Source organism: Kribbella sp. NPDC050820 (assembly GCF_040653975.1).
In the GTDB taxonomy this organism is placed as follows: domain Bacteria; phylum Actinomycetota; class Actinomycetes; order Propionibacteriales; family Kribbellaceae; genus Kribbella.
The window spans coordinates 1-25,627 of record NZ_JBFAHB010000014.1; the positions used below are offsets into that span (position 1 = coordinate 1).

Annotated in this window: 22 protein-coding genes; 5 read left to right on the forward strand and 17 right to left on the reverse strand. The window is 70.2% G+C overall.

Going from position 1 to position 25,627, the window contains the following annotated elements; translation table 11 throughout:
- Window positions 1-46: 46 nt before the first annotated feature.
- Both AB0H36_RS15025 and gltB read right to left on the reverse strand, forming a co-directional pair.
- Complete coding sequence (locus AB0H36_RS15025) at window positions 47-1,513, reverse strand: glutamate synthase subunit beta (protein ID WP_360522104.1); 1,467 nt, start codon at window positions 1,511-1,513, stop codon at window positions 47-49.
- On the reverse strand, window positions 1,513-6,051 hold the full coding sequence (gltB, locus tag AB0H36_RS15030) for a glutamate synthase large subunit (protein WP_360522107.1): 4,539 nt from the start codon (window positions 6,049-6,051) through the stop codon (window positions 1,513-1,515). The genes AB0H36_RS15025 and gltB overlap by 1 nt, the downstream gene beginning before the upstream one ends.
- A gap of 248 nt (window positions 6,052-6,299) precedes the next feature.
- Here gltB and AB0H36_RS15035 point away from each other — a divergent pair, with 248 nt between their 5' ends.
- Both AB0H36_RS15035 and AB0H36_RS15040 read left to right on the forward strand, forming a co-directional pair.
- Entirely contained in the window at window positions 6,300-7,115 is an 816-nt protein-coding gene (locus AB0H36_RS15035) for a phosphotransferase (RefSeq protein ID WP_360522110.1), read from the forward strand.
- A gap of 317 nt (window positions 7,116-7,432) precedes the next feature.
- On the forward strand, window positions 7,433-8,443 hold the full coding sequence (locus AB0H36_RS15040) for a 1-aminocyclopropane-1-carboxylate deaminase (RefSeq protein ID WP_360522113.1): 1,011 nt from the start codon (window positions 7,433-7,435) through the stop codon (window positions 8,441-8,443).
- Here the strand turns inward: AB0H36_RS15040 and AB0H36_RS15045 are convergent.
- The 12 genes from AB0H36_RS15045 to hisI form a co-directional block, all read right to left on the reverse strand.
- Window positions 8,440-9,165, reverse strand: coding sequence for a VIT1/CCC1 transporter family protein (locus AB0H36_RS15045; protein WP_360522116.1), 726 nt, complete (start codon window positions 9,163-9,165; stop codon window positions 8,440-8,442). The genes AB0H36_RS15040 and AB0H36_RS15045 overlap by 4 nt on opposite strands.
- A complete protein-coding gene (lgt, locus tag AB0H36_RS15050; RefSeq protein WP_360522119.1) occupies window positions 9,158-10,237 on the reverse strand; it encodes a prolipoprotein diacylglyceryl transferase in 1,080 nt (359 codons plus the stop codon). Before lgt ends, AB0H36_RS15045 begins: the two co-directional genes overlap by 8 nt.
- 87 nt (window positions 10,238-10,324) lie before the next feature.
- Window positions 10,325-11,038 carry a thioredoxin domain-containing protein gene (locus tag AB0H36_RS15055; RefSeq protein WP_360522122.1) on the reverse strand — a complete coding sequence of 238 codons (714 nt, stop codon included), beginning with the start codon at window positions 11,036-11,038 and terminating at the stop codon, window positions 10,325-10,327.
- The gene (locus AB0H36_RS15060) at window positions 11,035-11,556 is read right to left on the reverse strand and encodes a MauE/DoxX family redox-associated membrane protein (protein ID WP_360522125.1); all 522 of its coding nucleotides are present in this window, start codon (window positions 11,554-11,556) and stop codon (window positions 11,035-11,037) included. Before AB0H36_RS15060 ends, AB0H36_RS15055 begins: the two co-directional genes overlap by 4 nt.
- Window positions 11,553-12,215: an SCO family protein gene (locus tag AB0H36_RS15065; protein ID WP_360522128.1), complete on the reverse strand. Its 663-nt coding sequence runs from the start codon at window positions 12,213-12,215 to the stop codon at window positions 11,553-11,555. The genes AB0H36_RS15060 and AB0H36_RS15065 overlap by 4 nt, the downstream gene beginning before the upstream one ends.
- Window positions 12,216-12,222: 7 nt before the next feature.
- The gene (gene trpA / locus AB0H36_RS15070) at window positions 12,223-13,047 is read right to left on the reverse strand and encodes a tryptophan synthase subunit alpha (protein WP_360522131.1); all 825 of its coding nucleotides are present in this window, start codon (window positions 13,045-13,047) and stop codon (window positions 12,223-12,225) included.
- On the reverse strand, window positions 13,040-14,251 hold the full coding sequence (trpB, locus tag AB0H36_RS15075) for a tryptophan synthase subunit beta (RefSeq protein ID WP_360522134.1): 1,212 nt from the start codon (window positions 14,249-14,251) through the stop codon (window positions 13,040-13,042). Before trpB ends, trpA begins: the two co-directional genes overlap by 8 nt.
- 75 nt (window positions 14,252-14,326) lie before the next feature.
- On the reverse strand, window positions 14,327-15,133 hold the full coding sequence (trpC, locus tag AB0H36_RS15080) for an indole-3-glycerol phosphate synthase TrpC (protein WP_360522137.1): 807 nt from the start codon (window positions 15,131-15,133) through the stop codon (window positions 14,327-14,329).
- 13 nt (window positions 15,134-15,146) lie between these two features.
- Entirely contained in the window at window positions 15,147-15,401 is a 255-nt protein-coding gene (locus AB0H36_RS15085) for an HGxxPAAW family protein (protein WP_360522140.1), read from the reverse strand.
- A 68-nt stretch (window positions 15,402-15,469) separates the two neighbouring features.
- A complete protein-coding gene (locus AB0H36_RS15090) occupies window positions 15,470-16,012 on the reverse strand; it encodes a Trp biosynthesis-associated membrane protein (protein ID WP_360522143.1) in 543 nt (180 codons plus the stop codon).
- A complete protein-coding gene (locus tag AB0H36_RS15095; protein WP_360522146.1) occupies window positions 16,012-17,508 on the reverse strand; it encodes an anthranilate synthase component I in 1,497 nt (498 codons plus the stop codon). The genes AB0H36_RS15090 and AB0H36_RS15095 overlap by 1 nt, the downstream gene beginning before the upstream one ends.
- Window positions 17,509-17,626: 118 nt before the next feature.
- A complete protein-coding gene (hisI, locus tag AB0H36_RS15100; RefSeq protein ID WP_132211951.1) occupies window positions 17,627-17,956 on the reverse strand; it encodes a phosphoribosyl-AMP cyclohydrolase in 330 nt (109 codons plus the stop codon).
- A gap of 64 nt (window positions 17,957-18,020) precedes the next feature.
- On the opposite strand from hisI, the gene AB0H36_RS15105 reads away from it, so the two are divergent.
- Window positions 18,021-19,115, forward strand: coding sequence for a dipeptidase (locus tag AB0H36_RS15105; RefSeq protein WP_360522149.1), 1,095 nt, complete (start codon window positions 18,021-18,023; stop codon window positions 19,113-19,115).
- Here the strand turns inward: AB0H36_RS15105 and AB0H36_RS15110 are convergent.
- Window positions 19,112-19,891, reverse strand: a complete 780-nt coding sequence (locus AB0H36_RS15110) for a GNAT family N-acetyltransferase (RefSeq protein WP_360522152.1) — start codon at window positions 19,889-19,891, stop codon at window positions 19,112-19,114. The genes AB0H36_RS15105 and AB0H36_RS15110 overlap by 4 nt on opposite strands.
- A 262-nt stretch (window positions 19,892-20,153) precedes the next feature.
- On the opposite strand from AB0H36_RS15110, the gene AB0H36_RS15115 reads away from it, so the two are divergent.
- Window positions 20,154-21,164: a hypothetical protein gene (locus AB0H36_RS15115; protein ID WP_360522155.1), complete on the forward strand. Its 1,011-nt coding sequence runs from the start codon at window positions 20,154-20,156 to the stop codon at window positions 21,162-21,164.
- Between the two features lie 128 nt (window positions 21,165-21,292).
- Window positions 21,293-21,613 (forward strand): Fe-S cluster assembly protein HesB, encoded by a 321-nt coding sequence (locus tag AB0H36_RS15120; RefSeq protein WP_360522158.1) that lies wholly within the window; start codon window positions 21,293-21,295, stop codon window positions 21,611-21,613.
- A 227-nt stretch (window positions 21,614-21,840) separates the two neighbouring features.
- On the opposite strand, the gene AB0H36_RS15125 is transcribed toward AB0H36_RS15120, so the two are convergent.
- Both AB0H36_RS15125 and AB0H36_RS15130 read right to left on the reverse strand, forming a co-directional pair.
- Window positions 21,841-23,637, reverse strand: coding sequence for an ABC transporter ATP-binding protein (locus AB0H36_RS15125; RefSeq protein ID WP_360522161.1), 1,797 nt, complete (start codon window positions 23,635-23,637; stop codon window positions 21,841-21,843).
- A 76-nt stretch (window positions 23,638-23,713) separates the two neighbouring features.
- Entirely contained in the window at window positions 23,714-25,564 is a 1,851-nt protein-coding gene (locus AB0H36_RS15130) for an ABC transporter ATP-binding protein (RefSeq protein ID WP_360522164.1), read from the reverse strand.
- Between the last annotated feature and the right edge of the window lie 63 nt (window positions 25,565-25,627).

Sequence of the window (25,627 nt, forward strand, 5' to 3'; positions counted from 1 at the left end):
GGCCGCAGGCAACGATTCGTTGCCTGCGGCCCGGATCATCGTTCCCTCAGACGGCCAGGGGGCGGGCTGTGGGTGGGATGGGGGTCGGCAGGGTCGACGAGCCGGTGAGCAGGGTGTCCACACCGTTGGCGCAGGAGCGGCCCTCGGCGATCGCCCAGACGATCAGGGACTGACCGCGGCCGGCGTCGCCGCAGGCGAACACACCCTCGACCGAGGTGTGGTAGTTCTTGTCCCGCTTCACGTTGCCGCGCTCGTCCAGCTCGACGCCGAGCTGCTCGAGGAAGCCCTCGCGCTCCGGGCCGAGGAAGCCCATCGCGAGCAGCACCAGCTGCGCCGGGATGGTCCGCTCGGTGCCCTCGATCGGCGTGAACTTGCCGTCCCTGAGTTCGACCTCGACCAGGTTCAGCCCGGACACGTTGCCGTGGGCATCGGACTCGAAGTTGACGGTCGAGACCGAGTACACCCGCTCGCCGCCCTCCTCGTGCGCCGAGGCGACCCGGTAGATCATCGGGTACGTCGGCCACGGCTGCCCGGCCGGCCGGTCCTCGCCGGGTCGCGGCATGATCTCCAGCTGGGTGACCGAGCGGGCGCCCTGCCGGTGCGCGGTGCCGAGGCAGTCGGCGCCGGTGTCACCGCCGCCGATGATCACGACGTCCTTGTCAGTGGCAACGATCTGCCCGGCCACGGTCTGGCCGAGCGCGACCCGGTTGGCCTGCGGCAGGTACTCCATCGCCTGGTGGATGCCGCCGTACTCCCGGCCCGGCACCGGCAGGTCGCGGGCCGCGGTCGCCCCGGTCGCGATGACGACGGCGTCGTACCGCTGCTTGAGCTGGGTCCCGGTGACGTCCACGCCGACGTTGACGCCGGAGCGGAAAACCGTGCCCTCCTCCTTCATCTGCTGGATCCGGCGGTCGACCTGGAGCTTCTCCATCTTGAACTCGGGGATGCCGTAGCGCAGCAGCCCGCCCGGGGCGTCGGCCCGCTCGTAGACGGCGACGGTGTGACCGGCGCGGGTCAGCTGCTGGGCGGCGGCCAGGCCGGCCGGGCCGGAGCCGACGACGGCGATCGTCTTGCCGGTCAGCCACTCCGGCGGCTGCGGCTTGACGTCACCGGTGTCCCAGGCCTTGTCGATGATCGCGACCTCGACGTTCTTGATCGTGACCGGGTCCTGGTTGATGCCGAGCACGCAGGACGTCTCGCACGGCGCCGGGCAGAGCCGGCCGGTGAACTCCGGGAAGTTGTTGGTCGCGTGCAGCCGCTCGATCGCGCTCGACCAGTCGTCGCGCCAGACCAGGTCGTTCCACTCCGGGATCAGGTTGCCCAGCGGGCAGCCGTTGTGGCAGAACGGGATGCCGCAGTCCATGCAGCGGCCGGCCTGCTTGGTGATGATCGGCAGCAGCGCCTTGCCGGGCCCACCGGGGTAGACCTCGTTCCAGTCCTTGACCCGCTCGTCGACCGGGCGCCGCCCGGCGACCTCCCGGCCGGTGGTCAGGAATCCCTTCGGGTCAGCCATCAGATGGCCTCCATCATCGCTCGCGTGGTGGCGTCCTCGTCCAGCCCGTCCCGCTCGGCGGCCGCCTTGGCCGCCAGCACCCGGGCGTAGTCGCGGGGCATCACCGTGGTGAACCTGGCAGCGGCGGCCGGCCAGTCGGCGAGCAGCTTGGCCGCCCGTTCCGAACCGGTCTCCTCGTGGTGCCGCCGGACCAGGTCGTGCAGCAGTTCGGACTCGTCCTCGGTGACCGGGTGCAGGTCCACCAGGTCCGGGTTCACCAGGGAGTGGTCCAGGTCGAGCACGTGGGCCACGCCGCCCGACATGCCCGCCGCGAAGTTCCGGCCGACGGCGCCGAGTACGACGACGCGCCCTCCGGTCATGTACTCGCAGGCGTGGTCGCCGACCGCTTCGACGACCGCGGTGGCGCCGGAGTTCCGGACGCAGAACCGCTGGCCCGCGCCGCCGCTGATGAACAGCTCGCCGGACGTCGCGCCGTACGCGATGACGTTGCCGGCGATGATCTGGTCGGCGGCGTCGAACCGGGCCCGGCGGTCGGGCCGGATCACCACCCGGCCACCGGACAGGCCCTTGCCGACGTAGTCGTTGGCGTCGCCCTCGAGGCGCAGCGTGACGCCGCGCGGGACGAAGGCGGCGAACGAGTTGCCGGCCGACCCGGTGAAGGTCAGGTCGATGGTGCCGTCGGCCAGGCCGGCGGACCGGTACCGCTTGGTGATCTCGTGGCCGAGCATCGTCCCGACGGTCCGGTTGACGTTCCGGATCGGCAGCTGCGCGCGCACCGGCTCACCGGTCTCCAGCGCCGGCTGGCAGATCCGGATCAGCTCGTTGTCGAGCGCCTTGTCCAGGCCGTGGTCCTGCTCGACGGTCCGGTGCAGCGCGGCGCCCTCGGGCAGCGCCGGCACGTGCAGGATCGGCGACAGGTCGAGGCCGTCGGCCTTCCAGTGGTCGACCGCGCGCCGGATGTCCAGCACCTCGGCGTGCCCGATCGCCTCGTCCAGCGCCCGGAAGCCGAGCTCGGCCAGGTACTCGCGGACCTCCTCGGCGATGAACTCGAAGAAGTTCACCACGAACTCGGGCTTGCCGGAGAACCGGTCGCGCAGCACCGGGTTCTGGGTGGCGACGCCGACCGGACAGGTGTCCAGGTGGCAGACCCGCATCATGATGCAGCCCGACACCACCAGCGGCGCGGTGGCGAAACCGTACTCCTCGGCGCCGAGCAGGGCCGCGACGATCACGTCCCGCCCGGTCTTCAGCTGGCCGTCGGTCTGGACCACGATCCGGTCCCGCAACCCGTTCAGCAGCAGGGTCTGCTGGGTCTCGGCCAGGCCGAGCTCCCACGGACCGCCCGCGTGCTTCAGCGAGGTCAGCGGGGACGCACCGGTGCCACCGTCGTGCCCCGAGATCAGCACCACGTCCGCGTGCGCCTTGCTGACACCGGCGGCGATCGTGCCGACGCCGACCTCGGAGACGAGCTTCACGTGCACGCGCGCCTGCGGGTTGGCGTTCTTCAGGTCGTGGATCAGCTGGGCCAGATCCTCGATCGAGTAGATGTCGTGGTGCGGCGGCGGCGAGATCAGGCCGACCCCCGGGGTCGAGTGCCGGGTCTTGGCGACCCACGGGTACACCTTCGGGCCGGGCAGCTGCCCGCCCTCGCCGGGCTTCGCGCCCTGCGCCATCTTGATCTGGATGTCGTCGGAGTTCGTCAGGTACTCCGAGGTGACGCCGAACCGGCCGGACGCGACCTGCTTGATCGAGCTGCGCCGGTTCGGGTCGTACAGCCGGTCCGGGTCCTCGCCGCCCTCACCGGTGTTCGACTTGCCGCCGAGCCGGTTCATCGCGATCGCGAGGGTCTCGTGCGCCTCGGCGCTGATCGAGCCGTAGCTCATCGCACCGGTGGAGAACCGCTTGACGATCTCGCTGACCGGCTCGACCTCCTCGACCGGGATCGGCTCCCGGTCGGACTCGAAGCCGAAGAGGCCGCGCAGCGTCATCAGCCGCTCCGACTGCTCGTCGACGCGGGCCGTGTACTGCTTGAAGATGTCGTAGCGCCCGGTCCGGGTGCTGTGCTGCAGCCGGAAGACGGTGTCCGGGTCGAACAGGTGCGGCTCGCCCTCACGACGCCACTGGTACTCGCCGCCGATCTCCAGTTTGCGGTGCGCGGCCAGGATGCCGTCGGCCGGGTACGCGCGCAGGTGCCGGCGCCGGACCTCCTCGGCGATCGTGTCCAGCCCGATCCCGCCGAGCTTGGACGACGTACCGGTGAAGTAGGTCTCGACCAGCTCCGGCGCCAGGCCGGTCGCCTCGAAGATCTGGGCGCCCGTGTACGACGCGACCGTCGACACACCCATCTTCGACATCACCTTGAGCACGCCCTTGCCGAGCGACTTGACCAGGTTGCGGACCGCCTGCTCGGGCTCGATCCCAGGCAGGTAGGTGCCCTGGCGGCACAGGTCCTCGACCGACTCCAGGGCCAGGTACGGGTTGATCGCGGCCGCGCCGTAGCCCATCAGCAGGGCGACGTGGTGGACCTCGCGGACGTCACCGGCCTCGACCACCAGGCCGACCTGGGTGCGGGTCTTCTCCCGGACCAGGTGGTGGTGGACCGCGGCGGTCAGCAGCAGCGACGGGATCGGCGCGCTGTCGGCGTTCGAGTGCCGGTCGGACAGCACCAGGATCCGGGCGCCGTCCTCGATCGCGGCGGTCGCCTCGGCGCAGATCGCCTCGAGCCGTGCCTTCAGCGCCTCGCCGCCGCCCTCGACGTCGTACACACCGCGCAGCACCGTGGTCGCCAGGCCCGGCATGTCGCCGTCCAGGTTGATGTGGCGCAACTTGGCGAGCTCGTCGTTGGTGATCACCGGGAACGGCAGCACCACCTGGCGGCAGGACGCCGGGCTCGGGCTGAGCAGGTTCGCCTCCGGGCCGAGCGAGGACGACAGCGAGGTGACGAGCTCCTCGCGGATCGCGTCCAGCGGCGGGTTCGTGACCTGCGCAAACAGCTGCGCGAAGTAGTCGAACAGCAGCCGCGGCCGCTCGCTCAGGACGGCGATCGGCGTGTCGGTGCCCATCGACCCGATCGGCTCGGTGCCGGTCCTGGCCATCGGGGTGAGCAGGACTCGCAGCTCCTCCTCGGTGTAGCCGAACACCTGCTGGCGGCGGGTGACCGAGGCGTGGCTGTGCACGACGTGCTCACGCTCGTGCAGGTCCTCGAACCGGATCAGGCCGGCGTGCAGCCACTCGTCGTACGGGTGCTCGCCGGCGAGCGCGTTCTTCACCTCGGAGTCGGTGATGATCCGGTGCGCGTCGACGTCGACCAGGAAGATCTTGCCCGGCTCGAGCCGGCCCTTCTCGGTGACCGTGGCCGGATCGATGTCCAGCACGCCGGCCTCGGACGCGAGTACGACGAGACCGTCCTCGGTGACCCAGTAGCGCGACGGGCGCAGGCCGTTGCGGTCCAGGACGGCGCCGACCTTCGTGCCGTCGGAGAAGACCACCGACGCCGGGCCGTCCCACGGCTCCATCAGCGTCGAGTGGAACTCGTAGAACGCCCGCCGCTGCGAGTCCATCGTGGTGGCGTTCTCCCACGCCTCCGGGATCATCATCAGCATCGCGTGCGGGAGCGACCGGCCGCCCAGGTGCAGCAGCTCCAGGACCTCGTCGAACGACGCCGAGTCGGAGGCTCCCGGCGTACAGATCGGGTAGAGCTGCTCCAGGTCGCCCGGGATCAGGTCGCTGGCCAGCAGGGCCTCGCGGGCCCGCATCCAGTTCCGGTTGCCCTGCACGGTGTTGATCTCGCCGTTGTGGGCGATGTACCGGTACGGGTGGGCCAGCGGCCAGGACGGGAACGTGTTGGTGGAGAACCGCGAGTGCACGACGCCGATCGCGGAGGCGAGGTCGGGGTCGGTCAGCTCGGGGAAGAACTTGTCCAGCTGGTCCGTGGTCAGCATCCCCTTGTAGGTGATGGTCCGGCCGGACAGCGACGGGAAGTACGTCTCGGTGTCCTTCTCGGCGCGCTTGCGCAGCCGGAAGGCCATCCGCTCCAGCGCCAGGCCGAGCACCCGGCCCGCCTTGGCGGCGACGAACAGCTGCTTGAAGGTCGGCATCACCGAACGGGCGGTGGCGCCGAGCAGGTCCGGGGTGGTCGGGACGTCACGCCAGCCCAGGACGGCCAGGTTCTCCTCCGCGGCGAGCTCCTCGATCCGGGCGATCGCCTTGGCGGCGTCGTCCGGATCGGCCGGGAGGAACGCGATACCGGTCGCGTAGCTGCGCTGCACCGGCAGCTCGAACTCGCACACCTTGCGGTAGTACGCGTCCGGGATCTGGATCAGAATGCCGGCGCCGTCGCCGGAGTCCGGTTCGGCGCCGGAAGCGCCGCGGTGCTCGAGGTTGCGCAGGGCGGTCAAGGCCTTCGCCACGATGTCGTGGCTGGGTTCACCGGTCAGGGTCGCGACGAAGGCGACACCACAAGCGTCGTGCTCGTGCTGTCCGTCGTACAGACCCTCGCTCGGGCTCTGCCTGATCGTGAAGGGCGGGCGACCAATCATTCAGGAGCTCCCGTCGTCCTACGGTCAACAACTGGCCGCGGGACAACATTGGCCCAAGCCGGGAGTCCCGAGACTACCTCATGACGCCCGACAGATGGACTTCCATTCCACCGTCACCACGCCCTTCTCACCCACAGTAAGCAAGCGCTCACTACCAGCCTCTATCTTCCCAACAACCCCCGCCCCGAACCACCCACCACCCCCAAAATTCACCTACTGAGACAGCCCGGCGCTGGTCAGCCATGCCCATGACCTGGCAGCCCTCTCGTTCATGGCGTCCGCTGACAACCGGCACCGTCCAGGCGACCGGTGGTGTCTGGCTCACCGGTGACGGTCAGGTGGTCAAGCGCCTCGTGCCCGGCGTGGAGGACCCCAGGCACCACGGCTACTGGCGACGCCAGGCGCTGGTCGCCTCGTCCGGTGTCGTCGCCAGCACCCCGGGTCTCCGTTCACCCGTGTGTCTGGGCGTCGAGCAGGACGCGAGCGGCATCACCCTGCGCATGGCCCGCGTGGAGCCTGTCGTGTGGTCTGGAGAGGCTCTGGCAGGCGCTCCAGGCCGGTTTGCGCGCGGGAAGGTGGCAGAGCCCTCGTGGGATGCGCGGAACGTACTGCGAGACCGTCTGACGACCGTAGAACGCCGAGGCGGCTGGTCGGCCCTCCCCCGCCACCCGGCGACTGATGCCTTGTGGGTACGACGTGCCGCCGCACTGGACGTGCTGGACACGCTGCCACGCGTGCCAACCCACGGCGATGTCCATCCGGTGAACCTGCTGGGTCGCACCGGGGATGACGTACTGGCTATCGACTGGGAGCAGTTCGGCCTCAGCCCAGCCGGCTTCCACCTCGGCTACCTGCTGCTGGCCGTCGACACACCACTGGACGAGCTGCTGGCCGCTCAGGGTGGCGACCTGGACGCCGTACGACGTGGGGCCGTCCTGGTGGCGGCGTACACGGGCGTGTCGCGAGCCGCGTGGTCGCTGACCCGGCCAGCCCCCCGGCATCACCTCGACACGTTTGAGCAGCTGCTCCCCGTCATCGAGGAGGCCGCCCGCATCATCGCGTGATCCTCGCCCCATCCACCCGGGTGCATCGAGTTGTGGGGAATGGCTCGGCTGGGCCGGAAATCCAGACCAGATTTCACAACTCGACGCCCAGGCGAAGCCGGAAGGCCGACTGCCCGAGATGCGGACCGGGGGGCCGTGAACAGGCTATTTACTGTGCGACCCCACCAGATGGTGTTCACACTCGCAACTCCTGCCCCGATTCCAAGCCCGAAGCACACGCCCCGACTCCATATCCCGGCCACAGCCCCGATTCGCGCTCCCGTAGTGCGGGGGTCTGGGCGAAGATGGGGCCGTGGGGTCGAGATTTGGAGGGGCACATGCCATTAGGTGACTTTCCGCGGTATCCGTTGTTGTTCGGGCCGAGTCCGGTGCATCCGCTGGATCGGTTGAGTGCGCATCTGGGTGGGGCGCGGGTGTGGGCGAAGCGGGAGGACTGCAACTCGGGGCTCGCGTACGGCGGGAACAAGACGCGGAAGCTGGAGTACCTGGTCCCGGACGCGCTCGCGCAGGGCGCGGACACGCTGGTGTCTATCGGCGGCTACCAGTCCAACCACACCCGGCAGGTCGCCGCGGTTGCCGCGAAGGTGGGCCTGAAGGCGGTGCTGGTCCAGGAGAACTGGGTGGACTGGCCGGACGCGCTCAACGACCGGGTCGGCAACATTCTGCTCAGCCGGATCATGGGCGCGGAGGTCCGGCTCGACCCGGCCGGCTTCGGGATCGGGTTCAAGGACAGCTGGAAGCAGGCACTGGCCGACGTCGAGGCTCGCGGCGGGACGCCGTACGCGATCCCTGCCGGTGCGTCGGACCACCGGCTCGGCGGGCTCGGGTTCGCGCAGTGGGCCTACGAGGTCGAGCAGCAGGAGCGCGAGCTCGGCGTCTTCTTCGACACGATCGTGGTGTGCGCGGTGACCGGGTCGACCCAGGCCGGGATGATCGCGGGCTTCGCCGGACAGGACCGGCCGCGGCGGGTGATCGGCATCGACGCCAGCGCCAAGCTGAAGGAGACCCACGAGCAGGTCAGCCGGATCGCCCGCGCGACCGCGGAGCTGATCGGGCTCGGCCGGGACCTGCGCGACGACGAGATCGTCGTACTCGAGGGCTGGGCCGGCGACCTGTACGGCGTCCCGGTGCAATCCACCCTGGACGCGATCCGGCTGACCGGGGAGCTCGAGGGGATGATCATCGACCCGGTCTACGAGGGGAAGTCGATGGCCGGCCTGATCGACCTGATCCGGAACGGCGAGATCGCCAACGACTCCAACGTCCTCTACGCCCACCTCGGCGGCCAGCCCGCGCTGAACGCCTACAGCGGATTGTTCAGGGCCTAGCCGATGCCCGGGCCGACGAGGGTGCCGACGAAGTAGGTGAGGGCTGCGGCCAGGCCGCCGAGGATCAGTTGGCGGAGGCCGGAGTACCACCAGGAGCGGGACGTGACGCGGGAGACGACCGCGCCGCAGATGAACAGGGCGCTCAGCGACAGGACCAGAGCGGGTACGACGCTGCCGGCGCCGAGGAGGTACGGCAGCAGCGGGATGAACGCGCCGACCGCGAAGCAGATGAACGACGTCGCGGCCGCGACGAGTGGGTTCGGCAGGTCGTGCGGATCGATGCCGAGCTCTTCGCGGACGTGCTCCTCGAGGGCCTGGTCCGGGTCGGTGTGGAACTGCTTGGCGACCTTGCTGGCCAGGTCCGGGTCGAGGCCCTTCGCGCGGTAGGTCTCGGCGAGCTCGATCTCCTCGTCGAGAGGGTGCCGCTGGATCTCCTTGCGCTCCAGCTCGATCTCGGCCCGGGCGAGCTCGCGTTGCGAGGCGACGGAGGTGTACTCCCCCGCCGCCATCGAGAACGCGCCGGCGGCCAGGCCGGCGAGTCCGGCCAGCACGATGAAATGCGAGCCGGACTCGGTGCCGCCGTCCATGCCGGCGATCAGGGCGAAGTTCGAGACCAGGCCGTCCATTGCTCCGAACACCGCCGGTCGTAGCCAGCCGCCGTTCACATCCCGGTGGGTGTGGTCGCCGCGATGCTCGGGAGAAACTGCAGGACCGTCAGTCACGAGCCCCATCTGATCCGTTGCTCGACTCCGCCGGCTGCCTGGTGGCCTCGGCAGCCGGCCCTGCCTCGGCGGAGCCTTCCGAGCTCCGCTCGGGAGCTGCGGAGGTAGCCGCGTCGTGCTCCGACGACGTCCCGGGCTCGGTGGTGTCGACCGGCGTCGTGCCGTCCTCCGGTTCGTCGGTCGAGTCCGTCGACTCGGCGTCCTCAGCGGGCTGGCCGGCGGCGGGGCCGGTGGAGATGTCTTCCTGGCCGGGGTACTTGACGGCGCTGATCGCGAAGGCGACCACCGCCAGCACGAACAGGACGAACGAGGTCCAGACGTTCAGCCGGAGGCCGAGGAAGTGGTTGACGGTGTCGATGCGCATGTTCTCGATCCAGGCGCGGCCGGCGGTGTAGGCGGCGACGTACAGGAAGAACGCGCGGCCGTGGCCGAGGGTGAAGCGCCGGCCGGCCAGGATGATCAGCGCGATCACGCCGACGTTCCAGAGCGCTTCGTACAGGAACGTCGGGTGGAAGGTGGCGAAGTCGGCGTACCCCTCGGGCCGGTGCGCGGGGTCGATCTGCAGGCCCCACGGCAGGTCGGTGGGCTTCCCGAACAGCTCCTGGTTGAAGTAGTTGCCGAACCGCCCGAAGATCTGGGCCAGCGCGAGCCCGGGCGCCATCGCGTCGGCGACCGCCAGGAACGGCACCTTGGCCCGCCGGCAGGCGATCCAGGCGCCGAGCGCGCCGAACCCGATCGCACCCCAGATGCCGAGCCCGCCGTTCCAGATCTTCAGCGCGTCGATCGGGCTCTTGCCGGCGCCGAAGTACAGCTCGGCGTCGGTGATCACGTGGTAGATCCGGGAGCCGACCAGCCCGAACGGGATGGCCCAGAACATGATGTCGGCGAGCACCGTCGGCGAACCGCCGCGGGCGACCCACCGGCGGCGGCCGAGCCAGTAGCCGGCGAAGATGCCGGCCAGGATGCACAGCGCGTACGCGCGGATCGGCAGCGGACCGAGATGCCAGACACCCTGGCTCGGGCTGGGAATGGACGCCGGAACCATCACGGCGGAGATCAGACTAGACGGCATAGTAATCATGGCAAGCAGGAACGCTACTCGACCGTCCCCACCGCGGCCAGGAACCCGGGGTCACGATGGGGACTCGGTGCGTGAGCCTCAGCCGGCCGCCGCGGCCTCGTCGACGGCCTTCTGCAGGCCCTCGGCGGTCAGGTTGTCGGCGTCCAGCTGCTTGTCGTTGACGTAGACGGTCGGCGTCCCGGTCACGCCGCGGTCGTCGGCGGCCTTGGAGACGGTGTCGAGCCAGCCGGCGTAGCTGTTGTCCCGGACCGCCTGCTCGAACTTCGCGTCGTCCAGGCCCAGCTGCTTGCCCAGCTCGATCAGCTGGTCGGTGGTCCACGACTTCGAGAAGTCGGCGTACAGCTCGTCGGCGTAGCTCAGCGCCTTGCCGTTCGCGGCCGCGGCGGCGAACGCGTTGGCCAGCCGCGGCGAGGCGTCCGGGTTCACGAAGGTCAGCGGCCAGTAGGTCAGCGTCGCGGTGCCGTCCTGCACCAGCTTGTCGACGGTCGCGCCGGTCTCCTCATGGAACTCCGCACAGTGCGGGCAGCGGAAGTCCAGGTAGATGTCGATGTGCGCCTTGGCGCCTTCCGTGCCGACGGTGACGCCCTTGCCGGACGTGCCCGGGCCCTGGATCACGGCCGGCTCGGGGCGGCCGTTCGAGCTCACCTCGACCTTCGAGTGGCTGCGCCAGTACTGCACGCCGACACCGCCGGCCAGGGCGAGCACCAGCACGATCACCACGACGATCCCGGGCGAGATCCACCGCTTCTTCTGCTGCAGCAGCGGGTTCACGGGGGTTTTGGTCTTGCTCACGACGCCGGGGCTCCTGTCGGGGGTGTGTGCGGATCGGACTCGAGGGCGAACTTACTCACCGGGTTCAACCACAGCCAGGCTGCCAGTAGCAGCAGGCCGACGTCCCGCAGGATCTCCTGCAGGTACTTCGTGTCACCCGGGGCGACCTGCCCGCCGCCACCGAAGCAGCCGCAGTCGATCGCCAGGCCGCGCGCCCAGGCGGAGGCCACCGCGGCAATGAACACGACCATGAAAACACCCGCCGCGACCGCCGCGGCGCGGACACCGAAACCGACGATCAACAGCAACCCGATCGCGATCTCCAGGAACGGCAGTCCCCACCCGATCGGGGCGACCAGCGCCTCCGGCAGCAGCTCGTACGCGCGGACCGCCTGGGACGCGGTCTCCGGATCGGTCACCTTCAACGCGCCGGCCACCAGCATCACACCGCCGAGCACCAGCCGCGCCGCCAGCGAAACCCACGGAAACCAGGACCGGTGCTTCGCACGGAAAGAAGAAGAAGTTGAAGGGGCCGTCATTGGTTGTCCTCCACCAGCTTCCCGAAGTCGTGGGCGAGGTCGCCGATGGCGGCGTTCGACAACCACAGCACGTTCGCCTTGTCGGTCTTCCCGAAACCGAGCACCTGCGCACCGTGGCCGACCTCGTAGCCGCCGGACGGCAGCTTCTTCATGCCTTCCACCGGTACGCCGACGGCCTTCGCGATGTTCTTGATCTCGGTCAGCGACCCGGTCAGCCCCACGAAGGCCGGGTCGAAACGGTCCAGGTACTTGCGCATCACCGGGCCGGTGTCACGGGACGGGTCGGTGGTGATGAACAGCACCTGCACCTGGTCCCGCACCGACTCGTCCAGCTTGGTCAGCGCGGACGCCACGTCGGCCATCACGGTCGGGCAGACGTCCGGGCAGTTGGTGTAGCCGAAGAACACCAGCGTGACCGGCTTCTTGGTCGAGGTGACCAGGTTGAACGGGTTGCCGCCGGTGTCGGTCAGGGTCTGCGCGGGCATCGCGTACGGCCGGTCCAGCGTCGCCCCGCGCAACCCGTTCGGGTCCTGGGTGGTGCGGATGACCGCGCCACCGGGGTTGTCGGCCTGTTCCTTGTCCTTGCCGCCGCTGCAGCCCGTGAGGGCGAGCAGAGCCACCGCGGCGAGCAGAAGGGCCGCGTTCCTGGTTCGACTCACGGCGTGTTCAACGACCGGCGGCCGCGCGGGGTTCCCGTCGGACACCCGCTGCCAGGTCCTCGGTGAGTGCGCGGACGGCGGCCGGGCCGCCGTCCCCGAGCGCCTTGACGAGCGCCGCGCCGACGATCGCCGCGTCCGCGAACGCCGCCACCCCGGCCGCCTGGTCACCGTTCGAGATCCCGAGGCCGACGCCGACCGGTACCTCGGTCGCCGCTTTCACCCGGGCCACCAGCGGCGCCGCGAGCTCCGACGGCTTGTCCCGCGCACCGGTGACGCCCATCACAGCCGTTGCGTAGACGAAGCCGCGGCAGGCGGCCGTCGTCATCGCGATCCGCTCGTCGGTGGACGACGGCGAGACCAGGAACACCTTGTCCAGCTCGTGCTTGTCCGCCGCGGCGATCCACTCCGCGCCCTCGTCCGGGATCAGGTCGGGCGTGATCAGCCCCGCTCCCCCGGCGCTGGCGAAGTCGGCCGCGAACCGGTCCACGCCGTACCGCTCGATCGGGTTCCAGTACGTCATCACGAGCACCGGGACGTCGGAGTACGCCGCGATCTTCTCGACCGTGCTCAGCACGTCCCGGGTCCGCAGGCCCGCGGCGAGCGCGATCTCGGTGGCGCGCTGGATGGTGACGCCGTCCATCACCGGGTCGCTGTACGGCAGGCCGAGCTCGAGTACGTCGGCGCCGCCGTCGACCAGCGCCTTCAAGCCGTCCAACGCACCGTCGTACGTCGGGTAACCGGCCGGCAGGTACCCGACCAGGGCGCCGCGGCCGGCGTCGTTCGCCTTCCGGACCGCGACCCCGGCCTTGCCGAGGGCAACGAGCTCACTCACGTCCGGTCTCCTTGCCGGCCAGGCCGAACCAGGAGGCGGCCGTGTCCATGTCCTTGTCGCCGCGGCCGGACAGGTTCACCAGAATGGTTGCCTCCGGCCCGAGCTCCTTCGCGATGTCGAGCGCGCCGGCAACCGCGTGCGCGGACTCGATCGCCGGGATGATGCCCTCGGTCCGGGACAGCAGCCGGAACGCGTCCATCGCCTCGGCGTCGGTGATCGGCCGGTACGTCGCCCGGCCGGTCTCGGCCAGCCACGCGTGCTCCGGCCCGACGCCCGGGTAGTCCAGCCCGGCCGAGATCGAGTGCGACTCGATCGTCTGGCCGTCCTCGTCCTGCAGCAGGAACGACCGGGCGCCGTGCAGTACGCCGACCTGCCCGGCACTGATCGTGGCCGCGTGCCGACCGGTGTCGAAGCCTTCGCCGCCGGGCTCGATGCCGTACAGCTTCACGTCCTCGTCCGGGATGAACGCGGCGAACAGGCCGATCGCGTTCGAGCCGCCGCCGACCGAGGCGACCGCGGCGTCCGGAAGCTTGCCGAGCAGCTCGAGCGACTGCGCCCGCGCCTCGTCGCCGATCCCGCGGACGAAGTCGCGGACCATCGCCGGGAACGGGTGCGAACCGGCCGCCGTGCCGAGGATGTAGTGCGTCTTGTCGACGCTGGCGACCCAGTCCCGCAGCGCCTCGTTGATCGCGTCCTTCAGGGTCCGGCTGCCGGTCTTGACCGAGATCACCTCGGCGCCGAGCAGCTTCATCCGGGCCACGTTCAGCGCCTGCCGCTCGGTGTCCACCTCGCCCATGTAGACCACGCACTCGAGGTCCAGGTATGCGCAGGCGGTCGCGGTCGCGACACCGTGCTGGCCGGCGCCGGTCTCCGCGATCACCCGGGTCTTGCCCATCCGCTTGGTGAGCAGCGCCTGGCCGATCGCGTTCCGGATCTTGTGCGCGCCGGTGTGGTTCAGGTCCTCGCGCTTCAGCAGGATCCGGGCACCGGCCACGTCCGACAACCGGGTCGCGTCGTACAGCAGGCTCGGGGCGCCGATGTACTGGTTCAGCATCCGCTCGAACTCACCGGCGAACGCCGGGTCGGCCATCGCCTCCCGCCACGCCGTGGTGAGCTCGTCGAGCGGCGCGATCAGCGCCTCCGGCATGAACCTGCCGCCGAAACGGCCGAAGTGCCCGAACTGGTCGGGCAGCACAGTTGTCATCCGTAAAACAGCCTTCCGAAGACCCGTCGCCCGCAGGCACGGGGTGATCTGCCCGGCCGGCCTGCGGCTGGGGTACTAGTGGCGCTGCTGAATGGCGGGGTGCGATCCGGCAGCGACCAGGTCGGCGACCGAGGCGCGGGGATCGCGGCCGGTCACCAGGGTTTCACCGACGAGGACGACATCGGCCCCGGCGCGCGCGAACTCGATTACATCATGCGGGCCGCGGACCCCGGACTCCGCCACCCGGATCAGCTGCGACGGGATCGTCGGCGCGATCCGGGCGAAGGTGTCCCGGTCGACCTCGAGGGTCTTCAGGTTCCGGTTGTTCACGCCGATCAGCTGAGCTCCGGCGTCCACCGCACGCCGGGTCTCCTCCTCGTCGTGCACCTCGACCAGCGGGCACAGCCCGATCGACTGGGCCCGCTCGATCAGCGAGACCAGCGCCTCCTGCTCGAGCGCCGCGACGATCAGCAGCACCATGTCGGCGCCGGCCGCGCGGGCCTCCCAGAGCTGGTAGGAGGAGACGATGAAGTCCTTGCGCAGCACGGGTACGTCGACCCGGCCGCGGACCGCCCGCAGGTCGTCCAGGCTGCCGTTGAACCGGCGCTGCTCGGTGAGCACCGAGATCGCGGCCGCGCCGCCCTCCTCGTACTCCCCGGCCAGCGCGGCCGGGTCGGTGATCTCGGCCAGCTCGCCCTTGGACGGGCTGGAGCGCTTCACCTCGGCGATGATCGCGATCCCGTCGCCGCGGAAGATCGGCATCGGGTCCTTGGCGTCCGGCTTGCGCTGCGCCTCCAGCTTGAGATCGTCCAGGCTGACCCGCGCCTGGCGCTCCGCGAGGTCCTCCCGGACCCCGGCGAGGATGTCGTCAAGCACAGTCATGTTCGTGGTCTCCTCAGTGGTGGCCGTCGGCCGGGACACCGAAGCCCAGCAGCTGCATCACCTTGCCGGTCAGCGCGCCGAGCACGGCGATGCCGACCGAGATCCAGAACAGCAGCCAGTTCGGCCCGAGCACCATCGCGATGGCGCCCAGCGTGAAAGCGATCAGCACGATGGTCACGGCGGTCCAGGCCGCCGGGCTGTTGCCGTGCAGGTCGTGAGCCTCCTCGCTCACCGGCGTCACCGGTTGGTCCGCCCCTTGATCTGCCATCGTATTGTCCATGGTTGGCGCCACTCCTCGTCGTCGTCCCGTCCTATTGTGGCGGTAGCCCGCCGCGATCAGAGAGTCGGGTCCTCCCCCGCGTCGATCGCCTTCCACTGATCCGCTCCGTGACCGGCCCCACTCGCCGCCGGATCACGCTCGTACCGGTCCGTAGCACGCCGCCAGCGATGCGCTGTCAGCACCGCGATCAGCCCGGCAGCGACCAACGCGACTCCTCCCGCCAGCGCGAACCACGGCGCAACTCCGTTGCTCAGCACGACGCTGTCGGTGACCGCCTGGCTCAGCTCGGGCCGGATCCGGCTCAGCTCGTCCGTGTCCGGCCGCACCTGCAGCGCGACACCGATCGCGGCGATCCCCATCAGCAGGACGAGCGCGCCCAGCACGCGGCGTAGCGCCGTACCGGCGAGTTTCATGACGACCACAGCGACCACAGAGGCCAAGGCGAGCGTCACTGGCGCCTTGGTGACCGTGTAGCCGTTGAAGTCCACCACCGGGCGCCCGCTGCCCGGGTCGGCCGACGACCAGGTCAGGTACGCCGACAACGCGAGCAGAGCCAGCGCCGCGAGGGTGCAGAGGTCAACGAGTCGCTGCGATCGCATCAGACATCACTGAAGGTTCCTGCGACTGCGATCGCGTTGAGCACGGCGGCCGCCTTGGTCCGGCACTCCGCGTCCTCCGCGGCCGGGTCGGAGTCGGCCACGATGCCCGCACCGGCCTGCACGTACGCCGTTGTGCCGCGCAGCACTGCGGTCCGGATCGCGATCGCGGTGTCGGCGTCACCGGCGAAGTCGAGGTAGCCGACGACACCGCCGTACACGCCGCGCCGGGTCACCTCGAGCTTGTCGATGATCTCCATCGCCCGCGGCTTCGGTGCCCCGGACAACGTTCCGGCCGGGAAGGCCGCGGTCAGCGCGTCGAACGCGGTCTTGCCGGCCGCCAGCTGCCCGGTGACCGTCGACTCCAGGTGCATGACGTGGCTGTAGCGCCGGACGTCCATGAAGTCGACCACCTCGACGGTGCCCGGCGCGCAGACCCGGCCGACGTCGTTGCGGCCGAGGTCGACCAGCATCAGATGCTCGGCCCGCTCCTTGGCGTCGGCCCGCAGCTCCTCCTCCAGCGCGTGGTCCTCCTCCGGCGTGGCACCGCGGCGGCGGGTGCCGGCGATCGGGTGCAGGATCACCTTGTTCTCGGTGACCTTGACCAGCGCCTCCGGGCTGGATCCGACGATGTCGAACCCGTCCAGGCGGACCAGGTACATGTACGGGCTCGGGTTCGACCGGCGGAGCACGCGGTAGATGTCCAGCGCGCTCGCGGAGGTCTGCAGCTCGAACCGCTGCGACACGACGATCTGGAACGCCTCGCCGGCCCGGATCTCCTCCTTGGCGTGCTCGACCGCCTGCCGGTACTCCGCGCTCGACCGCTGCCGGTGCGGCTCGGGCTCCGCGGCCCGGTCGGCGCGGACGACGTACGACGGGGTCGGCCGGGCCAGGTCGGCCTCCATCGCGTCCAGCCGGCGGACCGCGTCCGCGTAGGCCTCGTCGACGCGCTCGTCGGAGTCGTCCCAGTTCACCGCGTTCGCGATCAGCCAGATCTCGCCGGTCTCGTGGTCGAGCACGGCCAGGTCGGTGGCGAACAGGAACGTCAGCTCGGGCAGGCCGAGATCGTCGGTCGTTGTGTCCGGCAACCGCTCCAGCCGGCGGACCGCGTCGTACCCGAGGAAGCCGACCATGCCGCCGGTCAGCGGGGGCAGACCGGGCAGTCGGGGCGTGTGGAGGATCTCGACCGTCTCGCGGAGCGCCTGCAGCGGGTCACCGTGATCCGGCAGGCCGACCGGCGGGTTGCCGGTCCAGACGGCCTGGCCGTCGCGCTCGGTCAGCGTCGCGGCGGACCGGACGCCGATGAACGAGTAGCGCGACCAGACGCCACCGTTCTCGGCCGACTCCAGCAGGAAGGTGCCTTCGCGCTCGGCGGCGAGCTTGCCGTACACCCCGATCGGCGTCTCGGCGTCCGCGAGCAGCCGCCGCGTCACCGGGATCACCCGGCGGTCCTTGGCGTACTCGCGGAAGGTCTCGATCACCGGGTTGGCGTCGGTCATGGGGCCTCCCGGCCTGGACTGAGGAGTGGAGGGAGCGAAGCGACCGGAGGGACGAGGGAAGGCCGGGAGTCAAAGCCCCATGACCCTGCCGGCGCCGAAGGCCCGGCCAAAAGCACAGTCACGGCTTGACCTCGATCTCGCCGTGCTCGAAGCAGCTCCGCGTCCCGGTGTGGCAGGCCGGACCCTCCTGGTCGACCAGGACCAGCAGGGTGTCGGCGTCGCAGTCGACGAGGATCTGCTTGACGTGCTGACGATGGCCGCTGGTCTCGCCCTTGACCCAGTACTCCTGCCGGCTGCGGGACCAGAACGTGCTCCGCTTGGTCTCCGCGGTACGGCGTACCGCCTCGGCGTTCATCCAGCCCACCATCAGGACCTCACGCGTGTCGTACTGCTGTACCACTGCCGGGATCAGCCCGGCCGCGTCGAAGGTCAGCTCGTCGATACTCACCCGCCTATTGTCCCCGATGCCGGGTGGCCTTCTGACCACGGTCCGGAACTGCGAGGATGGCCCGATGCCGAGAATCACGGATCTGCTCCGCGAGCACCCGGTGGTCGACGGTCACAACGACCTGCCGATCGCCTTCCACGAGCTCTGCGGCTACGACCTGGACGCGCACGACCTGAGCGGCCCGGTCCCACAGCTGCACACCGACCTGCCGCGGTTGCGCCGAGGCCACGTCGGCGCCCAGTTCTGGTCGCTGTGGGTGCCGCAGGACAAGCACGCCGTACGGCGTACGTTCGAGCAGCTCGACTTCGTCCGGCGACTCGTGCAGCGGTTCCCGGCGGACCTCGAGCTGACGTCCTCGGCGGCCGACGTGGAGGCGGCGATCAAGGCCGGCCGGATCGCGTCGCTGATGGGGATGGAGGGCGGTCACTCGATCGGTGAGTCGCTCGCCGTGCTGCGGGTGATGCGTGAGCTCGGTGTCCGCTACCTGACGTTGACGCACAACAACAACGTGTCGTGGGCGGACTCGGCCACCGACGAGCCGGTGCTCGGCGGGCTGAACGACTTCGGCGAGCAGGTGGTCCGGGAGATGAACCGGATCGGCATGCTGGTCGACCTCTCACACGTGTCCGCGGACACCATGCGGCACGCACTCCGGGTGACGAGCGCGCCGGTGATCTTCAGCCACTCGTCCGCGCGGGCGGTGTGCGACGTGCCGCGGAACGTGCCCGACGACGTCCTGGAGACGCTCGCGCGCAACGACGGCGTGTGCATGGTCACGTTCGTGCCGGCCTTCGTGTCGCAGCGGTACGTCGACTGGATCGCGGCCGCCAAGGAAGCCGTGCCGGACCTGAACCCGCTCCGGCCGGACGACCAGGCCAAGCTGTCCGAGGTGTACGACATCCCGAAGCCGGCGGTCACGCTGGACGACGTGGTGGAGCACATCGAGCACGTGCGCGGGATCGCCGGTGTCGACCACATCGGCATCGGCGGCGACTACGACGGCTGCCCGGAGTTCCCCGACGAGCTGCCGGACGTGGCGTCGTACCCGGTGCTGTTCCAGGCGCTGGCGGATCGCGGCTGGAACGACACCGAGCTCGCAAAACTTGCCGGAGGCAATATCCTCCGCGTGCTCCGGGCCGCGGACGACGCCGCGCGCTAGCCCTTCCGGAAGACGTCCCGCTTGTCGGCGAGTTGCTCGAAGCCGGCTGATCGGTAGGTCGCGACCGCGCCCACGTTGAAGGCCGGCGTGGCGACGGTCGCGCTGGACGAGCCCAGCTCCTGCAGTGCGCGGGCTGCCGCGAGCGTGATCGCCTCGCCGTAGCCGCGGCCGCGGTGTGCTCGGTGCACACCCATCGGCTCGAGCAGCCCGGGCTTGCCCGCACCGGCCGACCAGACCGTCGCGCCGGCGACCGCCTCACCCTGCTCGTTGCGGGCAATCAGACACTGCGCATCGGCGTACGGCGCACCCGCCGCCATCGCGTGCCAGCGCTCGTCAGTGAACGTGGACCCGTCGAACGATGCCCGCTGGACCGCGGTCCGCTCAGCCGCTTGCTCCGGCCCGACCACCTCGACGCGAACGCCCGGATCGGGCACCGGCGAGCTGAGGTCACGCCGCAGCGGGACCCACGGGTCGTCGAAATCCCAGCCGTCCTTGTGCAGCAACTCGAGGACGAGCGATCCGACCGGCGCCTCGACGTACACCTTGCCCTCGATCAGTACGTCGCGCTCCGGCAACGACACGTCCTCGGCGACCCGCTGCGCCAACTCGTCGTCACGCTGAAGCTCCGGCGCGATCGCGAGCCGCAACAGCTCGGGATCGTCCAGCATCCCGACCGCTACCAGCTCGCCATCCCGGCTCCACGTCCGCACAGCCGCCGCCGTCCGCTCACCCCCGAACCGCCAGAACCACCCCAGGTCCCCCGGATGCAACTGCATCGGCGCCCCATCAACCTGCCACTCCCGCAACACCCCCACCACACCACCAAGCCCCCCAACCCCCGGCCTACCCATCACAATCGCCATCCCCCCATCCCACACCACCCCACCTCCCGCCCGCACCCGGGTTTCCGGACGCGACCTTGAGAACCCACCGATCATTTCCGAAGGCGATTTGTGGTCGATGGGTTCTCAAGGTCCCATCCACAGCGGTGGGGAATTGGAGGGGCGAGGTGGCGAGGGGAAGGGGGAGGGTGGGGTGGTGGATCGACTCGAGGATGTGGTTCGCGAGCAGCTGATGGCGATGGTCCGCACCCCGCAGCGTCGGCGGACGCTGCTCGCGCTCGGACTGCGGGATGCCGACGTACGGCGGCTCCTCCGCAGGCAAGAGCTCCAGCACCACCATGGGCACTACCTCGACGGACGGGTGGATCAGGTGCTCGCGAGGATCGCCTGTGCGCAAGCGATGCACCGCGGCTCGGTCGTGAGTCATTTCAGCGCCGCTCAGATCGCCGGCCTTCGTACCTGGACGGACATCAGGCGTCCGTCGGCGCCTCCGGCGGATGCGGTGTGGCTGACGAGGTCTCCGGCGGCCAAGCGGAATCAGCGGCGCCCGGACATCGTCGTACGGCGGGCAGGCCTGACGCTGGCCGATCTGCGCCGGCACGAGGGGCTGGTGGTCACCACTGCGGCGCGAACCGTCGTCGACCTCGCGCGAGAGTTGCCCCTTCGCGAGGCAATCGTGACGGTCGACCACGCGCTACGGACCGGTACGCCGGTCGCCGAGTGCGAAGCTGTCCTCGAACGACAGCAGCGATGGACCGGTGTCCGGAGGGCACGGACGACGCTCGCATTCGGCGATCCGAGATCGGAGTCGGCGCTGGAGTCGATCGCGCGAGTGCTCTTCGCCGCGGCGGGGATCCCCACACCCGTGCTCCAGGCGCAGTTCTGGGACGGGGTCCGCTGGATGCCTGAACGCGTCGACTTCTGGTGGCCGCAGTACCGGACCGTCGGAGAGGCCGACGGCCTCGCGAAGTACGACGGCAGCAGCGCCGAGGAGCGCCGCCGCCTGCTGCGCGCCGGCCACCGCCGCGACCAACGGCTGAGCGACAGAGGCATCGAGCTCGTGCACTTCGGCTGGGAGGACGCGATCGATCGACACTCGGATCTGCCCGCCCGCCTCCGCGCCGCCTTCCACCGCGGCCGATCCCGCCCGACTCCCCCTCCCACCTGGCGAGCCCCCGACCCCGCCCACTGGCTGCCCGCTGCCTGAAGCACCTTGAGAAGCCACCGACCACTCTCGGGCGCGAATTGTGGTTGGTGGCTTCTCAAGGTGGGTGTTTGGGCTGTGGCGGATCGGGCACGGGGCGGGCTCAGTGACATCGAGAGGTTGGAGTAGTTGTGCTGACGCTGACCGAGAACGCGACTCTGGTGATCAAGAGCATCACGGGAGTCGAGGGTGCGCCGGATGGCGCCGGAGTGCGGATCTCGCAGGAGGACCCGGCCAACCCCGCGCTGGCGGTGACGACCACGGAGGCGCCGCGGCCGGGTGACCAGGTGGTCGAGGAGGCCGGAGCTCGGGTGTTCCTCGAGCAGAACGCCGCGAACGCCCTGGACGACAAGATCCTGGACGCGGCGGTCGACGACAAGGGCGGCGTCGAGTTCCTGCTGGTACCCCAGCCGGGGACCGGACGGGAGAACGGTGCCGCCCCGACTCCCTAGGTCGTGGCTGTCGATCCCGCGCCGTAGCGAGCAGGTGCTCGGTGCGGTGCATCGGCGTGCTGGAGCGGAGGTCTCGATGCGGAGCATCGTGGCCTTCGGGCCAGTGCGGCGAGGTGCCGTGCCGAGTGCCGCGCAGTAGGCGCGGGATCGGCAGGCGCGACCTTAGTCGATCGCGTGAAGTCGACGGCCGGGACCGGCCCCTTTCCTTGGTCCCGGCCGTCGTACGTTTACAGAGCGTTGCGTTGGGCGATCCAGCTGTCGTGCAGCCGGGTGTAGACGCCACCGGCGCCGACCAGGTCGGCGTGCGGGCCGCGCTCGACGATCTCGCCGTTGTCGAAGACCAGCACCTCGTCCGCGGCCTCTGCCGTCGACAGCCGGTGCGCAATGGTCACCGACGTCCGGCCGGCCATCAGCCGCTCCAGCGCCGCGTTCACCCGGACCTCGGTCCCGGGGTCGACCGCCGACGTTGCCTCGTCGAGGACCAGCAGGTCGGGGTCGGCGATGTTCGCCCGTACCAACGCGACCAGTTGCCGCTCACCGGCCGACAGTGACTCTCCGCGCTGACCAACCGGCGACTCCAGCCCGTCGGGCAGCGACTCCAGCCAGTCCGTCAGGCCGAGCGACTCGAACGCGTCCAGCAGCTGCGCGTCCGTCACCTCGGGCCGGCCGAAGCGCACGTTCTCGGCCAGTGACGCGTCGAACAGGTACCCGTCCTGCGGCACCATCACGACCCGCTCCCGCAGCGACGCGAACGAGATCTCCCGCGCGTCCACCCCGTCCAGCAGTACGGCGCCCGACGACGGGTCCATCAACCGGGTCAGCAGCTTCGCAAACGTCGTCTTCCCCGACCCGGTCTCCCCCACCACCGCGACCCGCCGATGCGGTTCCAGCCGTACGTCGACATCCCGCAGCACCAGCTCGCCCTCCGGGTACGCGAAGTCCACGTCGGCGAACTCGACCGAGATCGGCCCCCGCGCCTGCACGACGCCCTTGTCCCCCGGGTCGACCACGTCAGCCGGTGTCGCGATCACGCCGAGCACCCGCCGCCAGCCGGCGAACGCGCTCTGCGCGTCCGTCAGCACCTGCGTCGCGATCTGCACCGGGTCCGAGAAGAGCGCCACCAGGAACATGAACGCGAGGATCTCGCCCAGCGTCGCCTGCCCGTCGACCCCGAGCAGCACCCCGGCGGTCAGCACGCCGGCGTTGGCCAGACCGGCGGCGAGTCCGCCGATCGAGAAGGTCAGGCCGGTGATCGCCTGCGCCTTGGTCGCCGTACGGCGGTAGTCCTCGATGGAGGCGTCGATCCGCTCCTGGGTGCGCTGCTCGATCGCGTACGCGCGGACCACCTGCGCCCCGACCACCGGCTCGGCGATCGCGGACAGCATGTCGCCGACCTTCGCCCGGACCACGCCGTACGCCGCGGACATCAGCCGCTGCAGGTACTTCAGGCTGGCGAACAGCGGGATGAAGCAGACCAGCACGACCAGCGCGAGCTGCCAGGAGTAGACGAACATCACCACGGTCGCGAGCAGCATCTGCCCGATGCTGACCAGGAAGATGAACCCGCCGAACTGCAGGAACTGCGACACCGTGTCCACGTCCGACGTGACCCGGCTGACCAGCGCGCCGCGCCGCTCGGTGCTCTGCGTCAGCACCGGCAGGTCATGCACATGCCGGAACGCCTTGATCCGCATCGTCGCCAGACCGTGCTCGGAGTTGACCGCGAGCCGCACCGTCGTCAGGTACGACGCCACCGCGGTGACCAGGATGCCGCCCGTACAGACCACGCACATCCACGCCACGTACGACATGTCCGGCCCGCCCGGACCGGACAGTCCCTTGTCGATCGTCTGCTGGACAGCGATCGGTACGACGATCCGCCCGGCCGTCATCAGCAGCGCGAGCAGCCCGGTGACCCACCACCCCTGAGCCAACTCAGGCGAGACTCGCATTCCCTGCCGCAGTGTCTCCAGACCGCCCGCATCGTCGGCGTGGTCCAGCCTGGTCGTCTCCGCCGAACTCATCCGCGTCCTCGCTTCGCTCCGGGCGCGGCTGAGGCACGAGGCGCATTGTGCTCGATGGTCAACTCGCTCCGCTCGCTCACGCGGACGCTCCTTCCGCGTCGAGGTCGTCTATCTCGGCAGCCAGCTCCGCCTCTTCCTGGCGGCGGACCGCGTCCTTCTCGTAGGCGTCGACCAGCTCGCGGTAGGCGGCCGACTGCTGCTGCAGCTCGGCGTGCGTCCCGTGGGCGGCGATCCGGCCCTCGTCGAGGAACACCACCTCGTCGGCGAGCGAGATCGTCGCCTTCCGGTACGCGATCACCAGGACCGTCGTGGCGGCCTCGGAGTCCTGGACCGCGGACCGCAACCCGGCCAGGATCCGCGCCTCAACCTGGGGGTCGACCGCGCTGGTCGCGTCGTCCAGGATCAGCAGCCGGGGTCGCCGTACCAGGGCCCGGGCCAGGGCGATTCGTTGCCGTTGGCCACCGGACAGGGTCGTCCCGCGCTCGCCGACCTTGGTGTCGAGGCCCTCCGGCAGGCTCTTCACGAAGCCGTCGCCCTGGGCGATCCGCAGCGCGTCCCAGACGTCCTCGTCGCTGTAGTCGCCGCCGAGCGTGATGTTGCCGCGGATCGTGTCGTCGAACAGGAACGCGGTCTGCGCCACCAGCGCGACCGAGCCGGCCAGCTCGTCGCGGGCGAGGTCGCGCAGGTCGAGGCCGTCGACCTTGACCGTGCCCTCCTCCGGGTCGACCAGGCGGGTCAGCAACGTGGTCATCGTCGACTTCCCGGCGCCGGTCGGGCCGACCATCGCGACCGTCCGGCCGGGCCGGACGGTGAAGTCCACTCCGGACAGCACGTCCCGCTCGGGCAGGTAACCGAACCGCACGCCGGACACCTCGAGCCGCGCCGGCTTGGCCGACGTCAGCCGCTGGTCGCCGTACTCCATGCCGCCCTCGGCGACCAGGACCCGCTGGACCCGGTCCCAGCCGACGACCGAGCGTGGAAGCTCGCCGAGCACCCAGCCGAGCGCCCGGATCGGGAAGCCGATCAGCGTGAACAGGAACGCGACCTGCACCACGTCACCCGGGTCGGCGGCGCCGGACTGCACCCGGCCGACGCCGACCAGCAGCACCGCGAGCACACCCAGCCGGGGCAGGCCGTCGATCACCGGGTCGAACACACCGCGAGCCTTGTTGACCGCGATGTTCGCGTCGCGCAGCGCGTACGTCGGGGCGCGGAAGCGCTCGGTCTCGGCGGCTTCCCGGCCCAGCGTCTTCACCACCAGGGCGCCGTCGAACGACTCGTGCGCGACCTCGGACACGTCCGCGCGCAACTGCTGGGCGCGGGTCGCGAGCGGCTGCAGGTAGCGCTGGAAGATCACGTTCGCCAGGAACACCAGTGGGAAGACCAGGCAGCCGACCAGCGCCAGCCAGACGTCGGCCATGAACATCGCGACCGTCGCGAACGCGAGCATCGCGAGTACGCCGATCGCCATCGGCAGCGGCGCGATCACGAACCAGATCGACTCCACGTCGGCGTTCGCGTTCGACAGCAGCATCCCGGTCGGGTGCTTGTGGTGCCACTCGAGCGGGAGCTTCAGGTACTGCCGGGTGACGCGGCGACGCCACGTCGCCTGCAGCCGGAACTGCATCACGCCGGCGCCGATCCGGCGGCCGACCACACCGATCGCGCGCAGGATCGCGATCCCGAGGAACAGCGAGACGAGCGACGCGATCGCGCCGAAGGTGGTGTCACCGCGCTCCAGGGCCGGCCGGATCACGTTGTCGGTGGCCCAGCCGAGCGCCCAGCCGTCCGCCACCGTCATCGCGCCGTACAGCATGCTGGCCAGCACGGACAGGGCGAAGATCCACGGCTCCTCCCAGATCGCAACCTTCAGGACCGCGAAGCCCCTCCGGGTGACGCTGCCCTTGTCGGGGACTTTCGGCGGCACGGGCAACACGCTCCAGGGCAATCAGGTGCATCAACCAGGCACAGTCATGACAACGTTTGACAT

What these genes read in the sequence shown, in the direction of transcription:
- AB0H36_RS15025 (WP_360522104.1), bottom strand. Translation starts at nt 1,513, where the DNA reads ATGGCTGACCCGAAGGGATTCCTGACCACCGGCCGGGAGGTCGCCGGG.
- gltB (WP_360522107.1), bottom strand. Translation starts at nt 6,051, where the DNA reads ATGATTGGTCGCCCGCCCTTCACGATCAGGCAGAGCCCGAGCGAGGGT.
- AB0H36_RS15035 (WP_360522110.1), top strand. Translation starts at nt 6,300, where the DNA reads ATGACCTGGCAGCCCTCTCGTTCATGGCGTCCGCTGACAACCGGCACC.
- AB0H36_RS15040 (WP_360522113.1), top strand. Translation starts at nt 7,433, where the DNA reads ATGCCATTAGGTGACTTTCCGCGGTATCCGTTGTTGTTCGGGCCGAGT.
- lgt (WP_360522119.1), bottom strand. Translation starts at nt 10,237, where the DNA reads ATGCCGTCTAGTCTGATCTCCGCCGTGATGGTTCCGGCGTCCATTCCC.
- AB0H36_RS15060 (WP_360522125.1), bottom strand. Translation starts at nt 11,556, where the DNA reads ATGACGGCCCCTTCAACTTCTTCTTCTTTCCGTGCGAAGCACCGGTCC.
- trpB (WP_360522134.1), bottom strand. Translation starts at nt 14,251, where the DNA reads ATGACAACTGTGCTGCCCGACCAGTTCGGGCACTTCGGCCGTTTCGGC.
- trpC (WP_360522137.1), bottom strand. Translation starts at nt 15,133, where the DNA reads ATGACTGTGCTTGACGACATCCTCGCCGGGGTCCGGGAGGACCTCGCG.
- AB0H36_RS15085 (WP_360522140.1), bottom strand. Translation starts at nt 15,401, where the DNA reads ATGGCAGATCAAGGGGCGGACCAACCGGTGACGCCGGTGAGCGAGGAG.
- AB0H36_RS15090 (WP_360522143.1), bottom strand. Translation starts at nt 16,012, where the DNA reads ATGCGATCGCAGCGACTCGTTGACCTCTGCACCCTCGCGGCGCTGGCT.
- AB0H36_RS15095 (WP_360522146.1), bottom strand. Translation starts at nt 17,508, where the DNA reads ATGACCGACGCCAACCCGGTGATCGAGACCTTCCGCGAGTACGCCAAG.
- AB0H36_RS15105 (WP_360522149.1), top strand. Translation starts at nt 18,021, where the DNA reads ATGCCGAGAATCACGGATCTGCTCCGCGAGCACCCGGTGGTCGACGGT.
- AB0H36_RS15110 (WP_360522152.1), bottom strand. Translation starts at nt 19,891, where the DNA reads ATGCAGTTGCATCCGGGGGACCTGGGGTGGTTCTGGCGGTTCGGGGGT.
- AB0H36_RS15125 (WP_360522161.1), bottom strand. Translation starts at nt 23,637, where the DNA reads ATGAGTTCGGCGGAGACGACCAGGCTGGACCACGCCGACGATGCGGGC.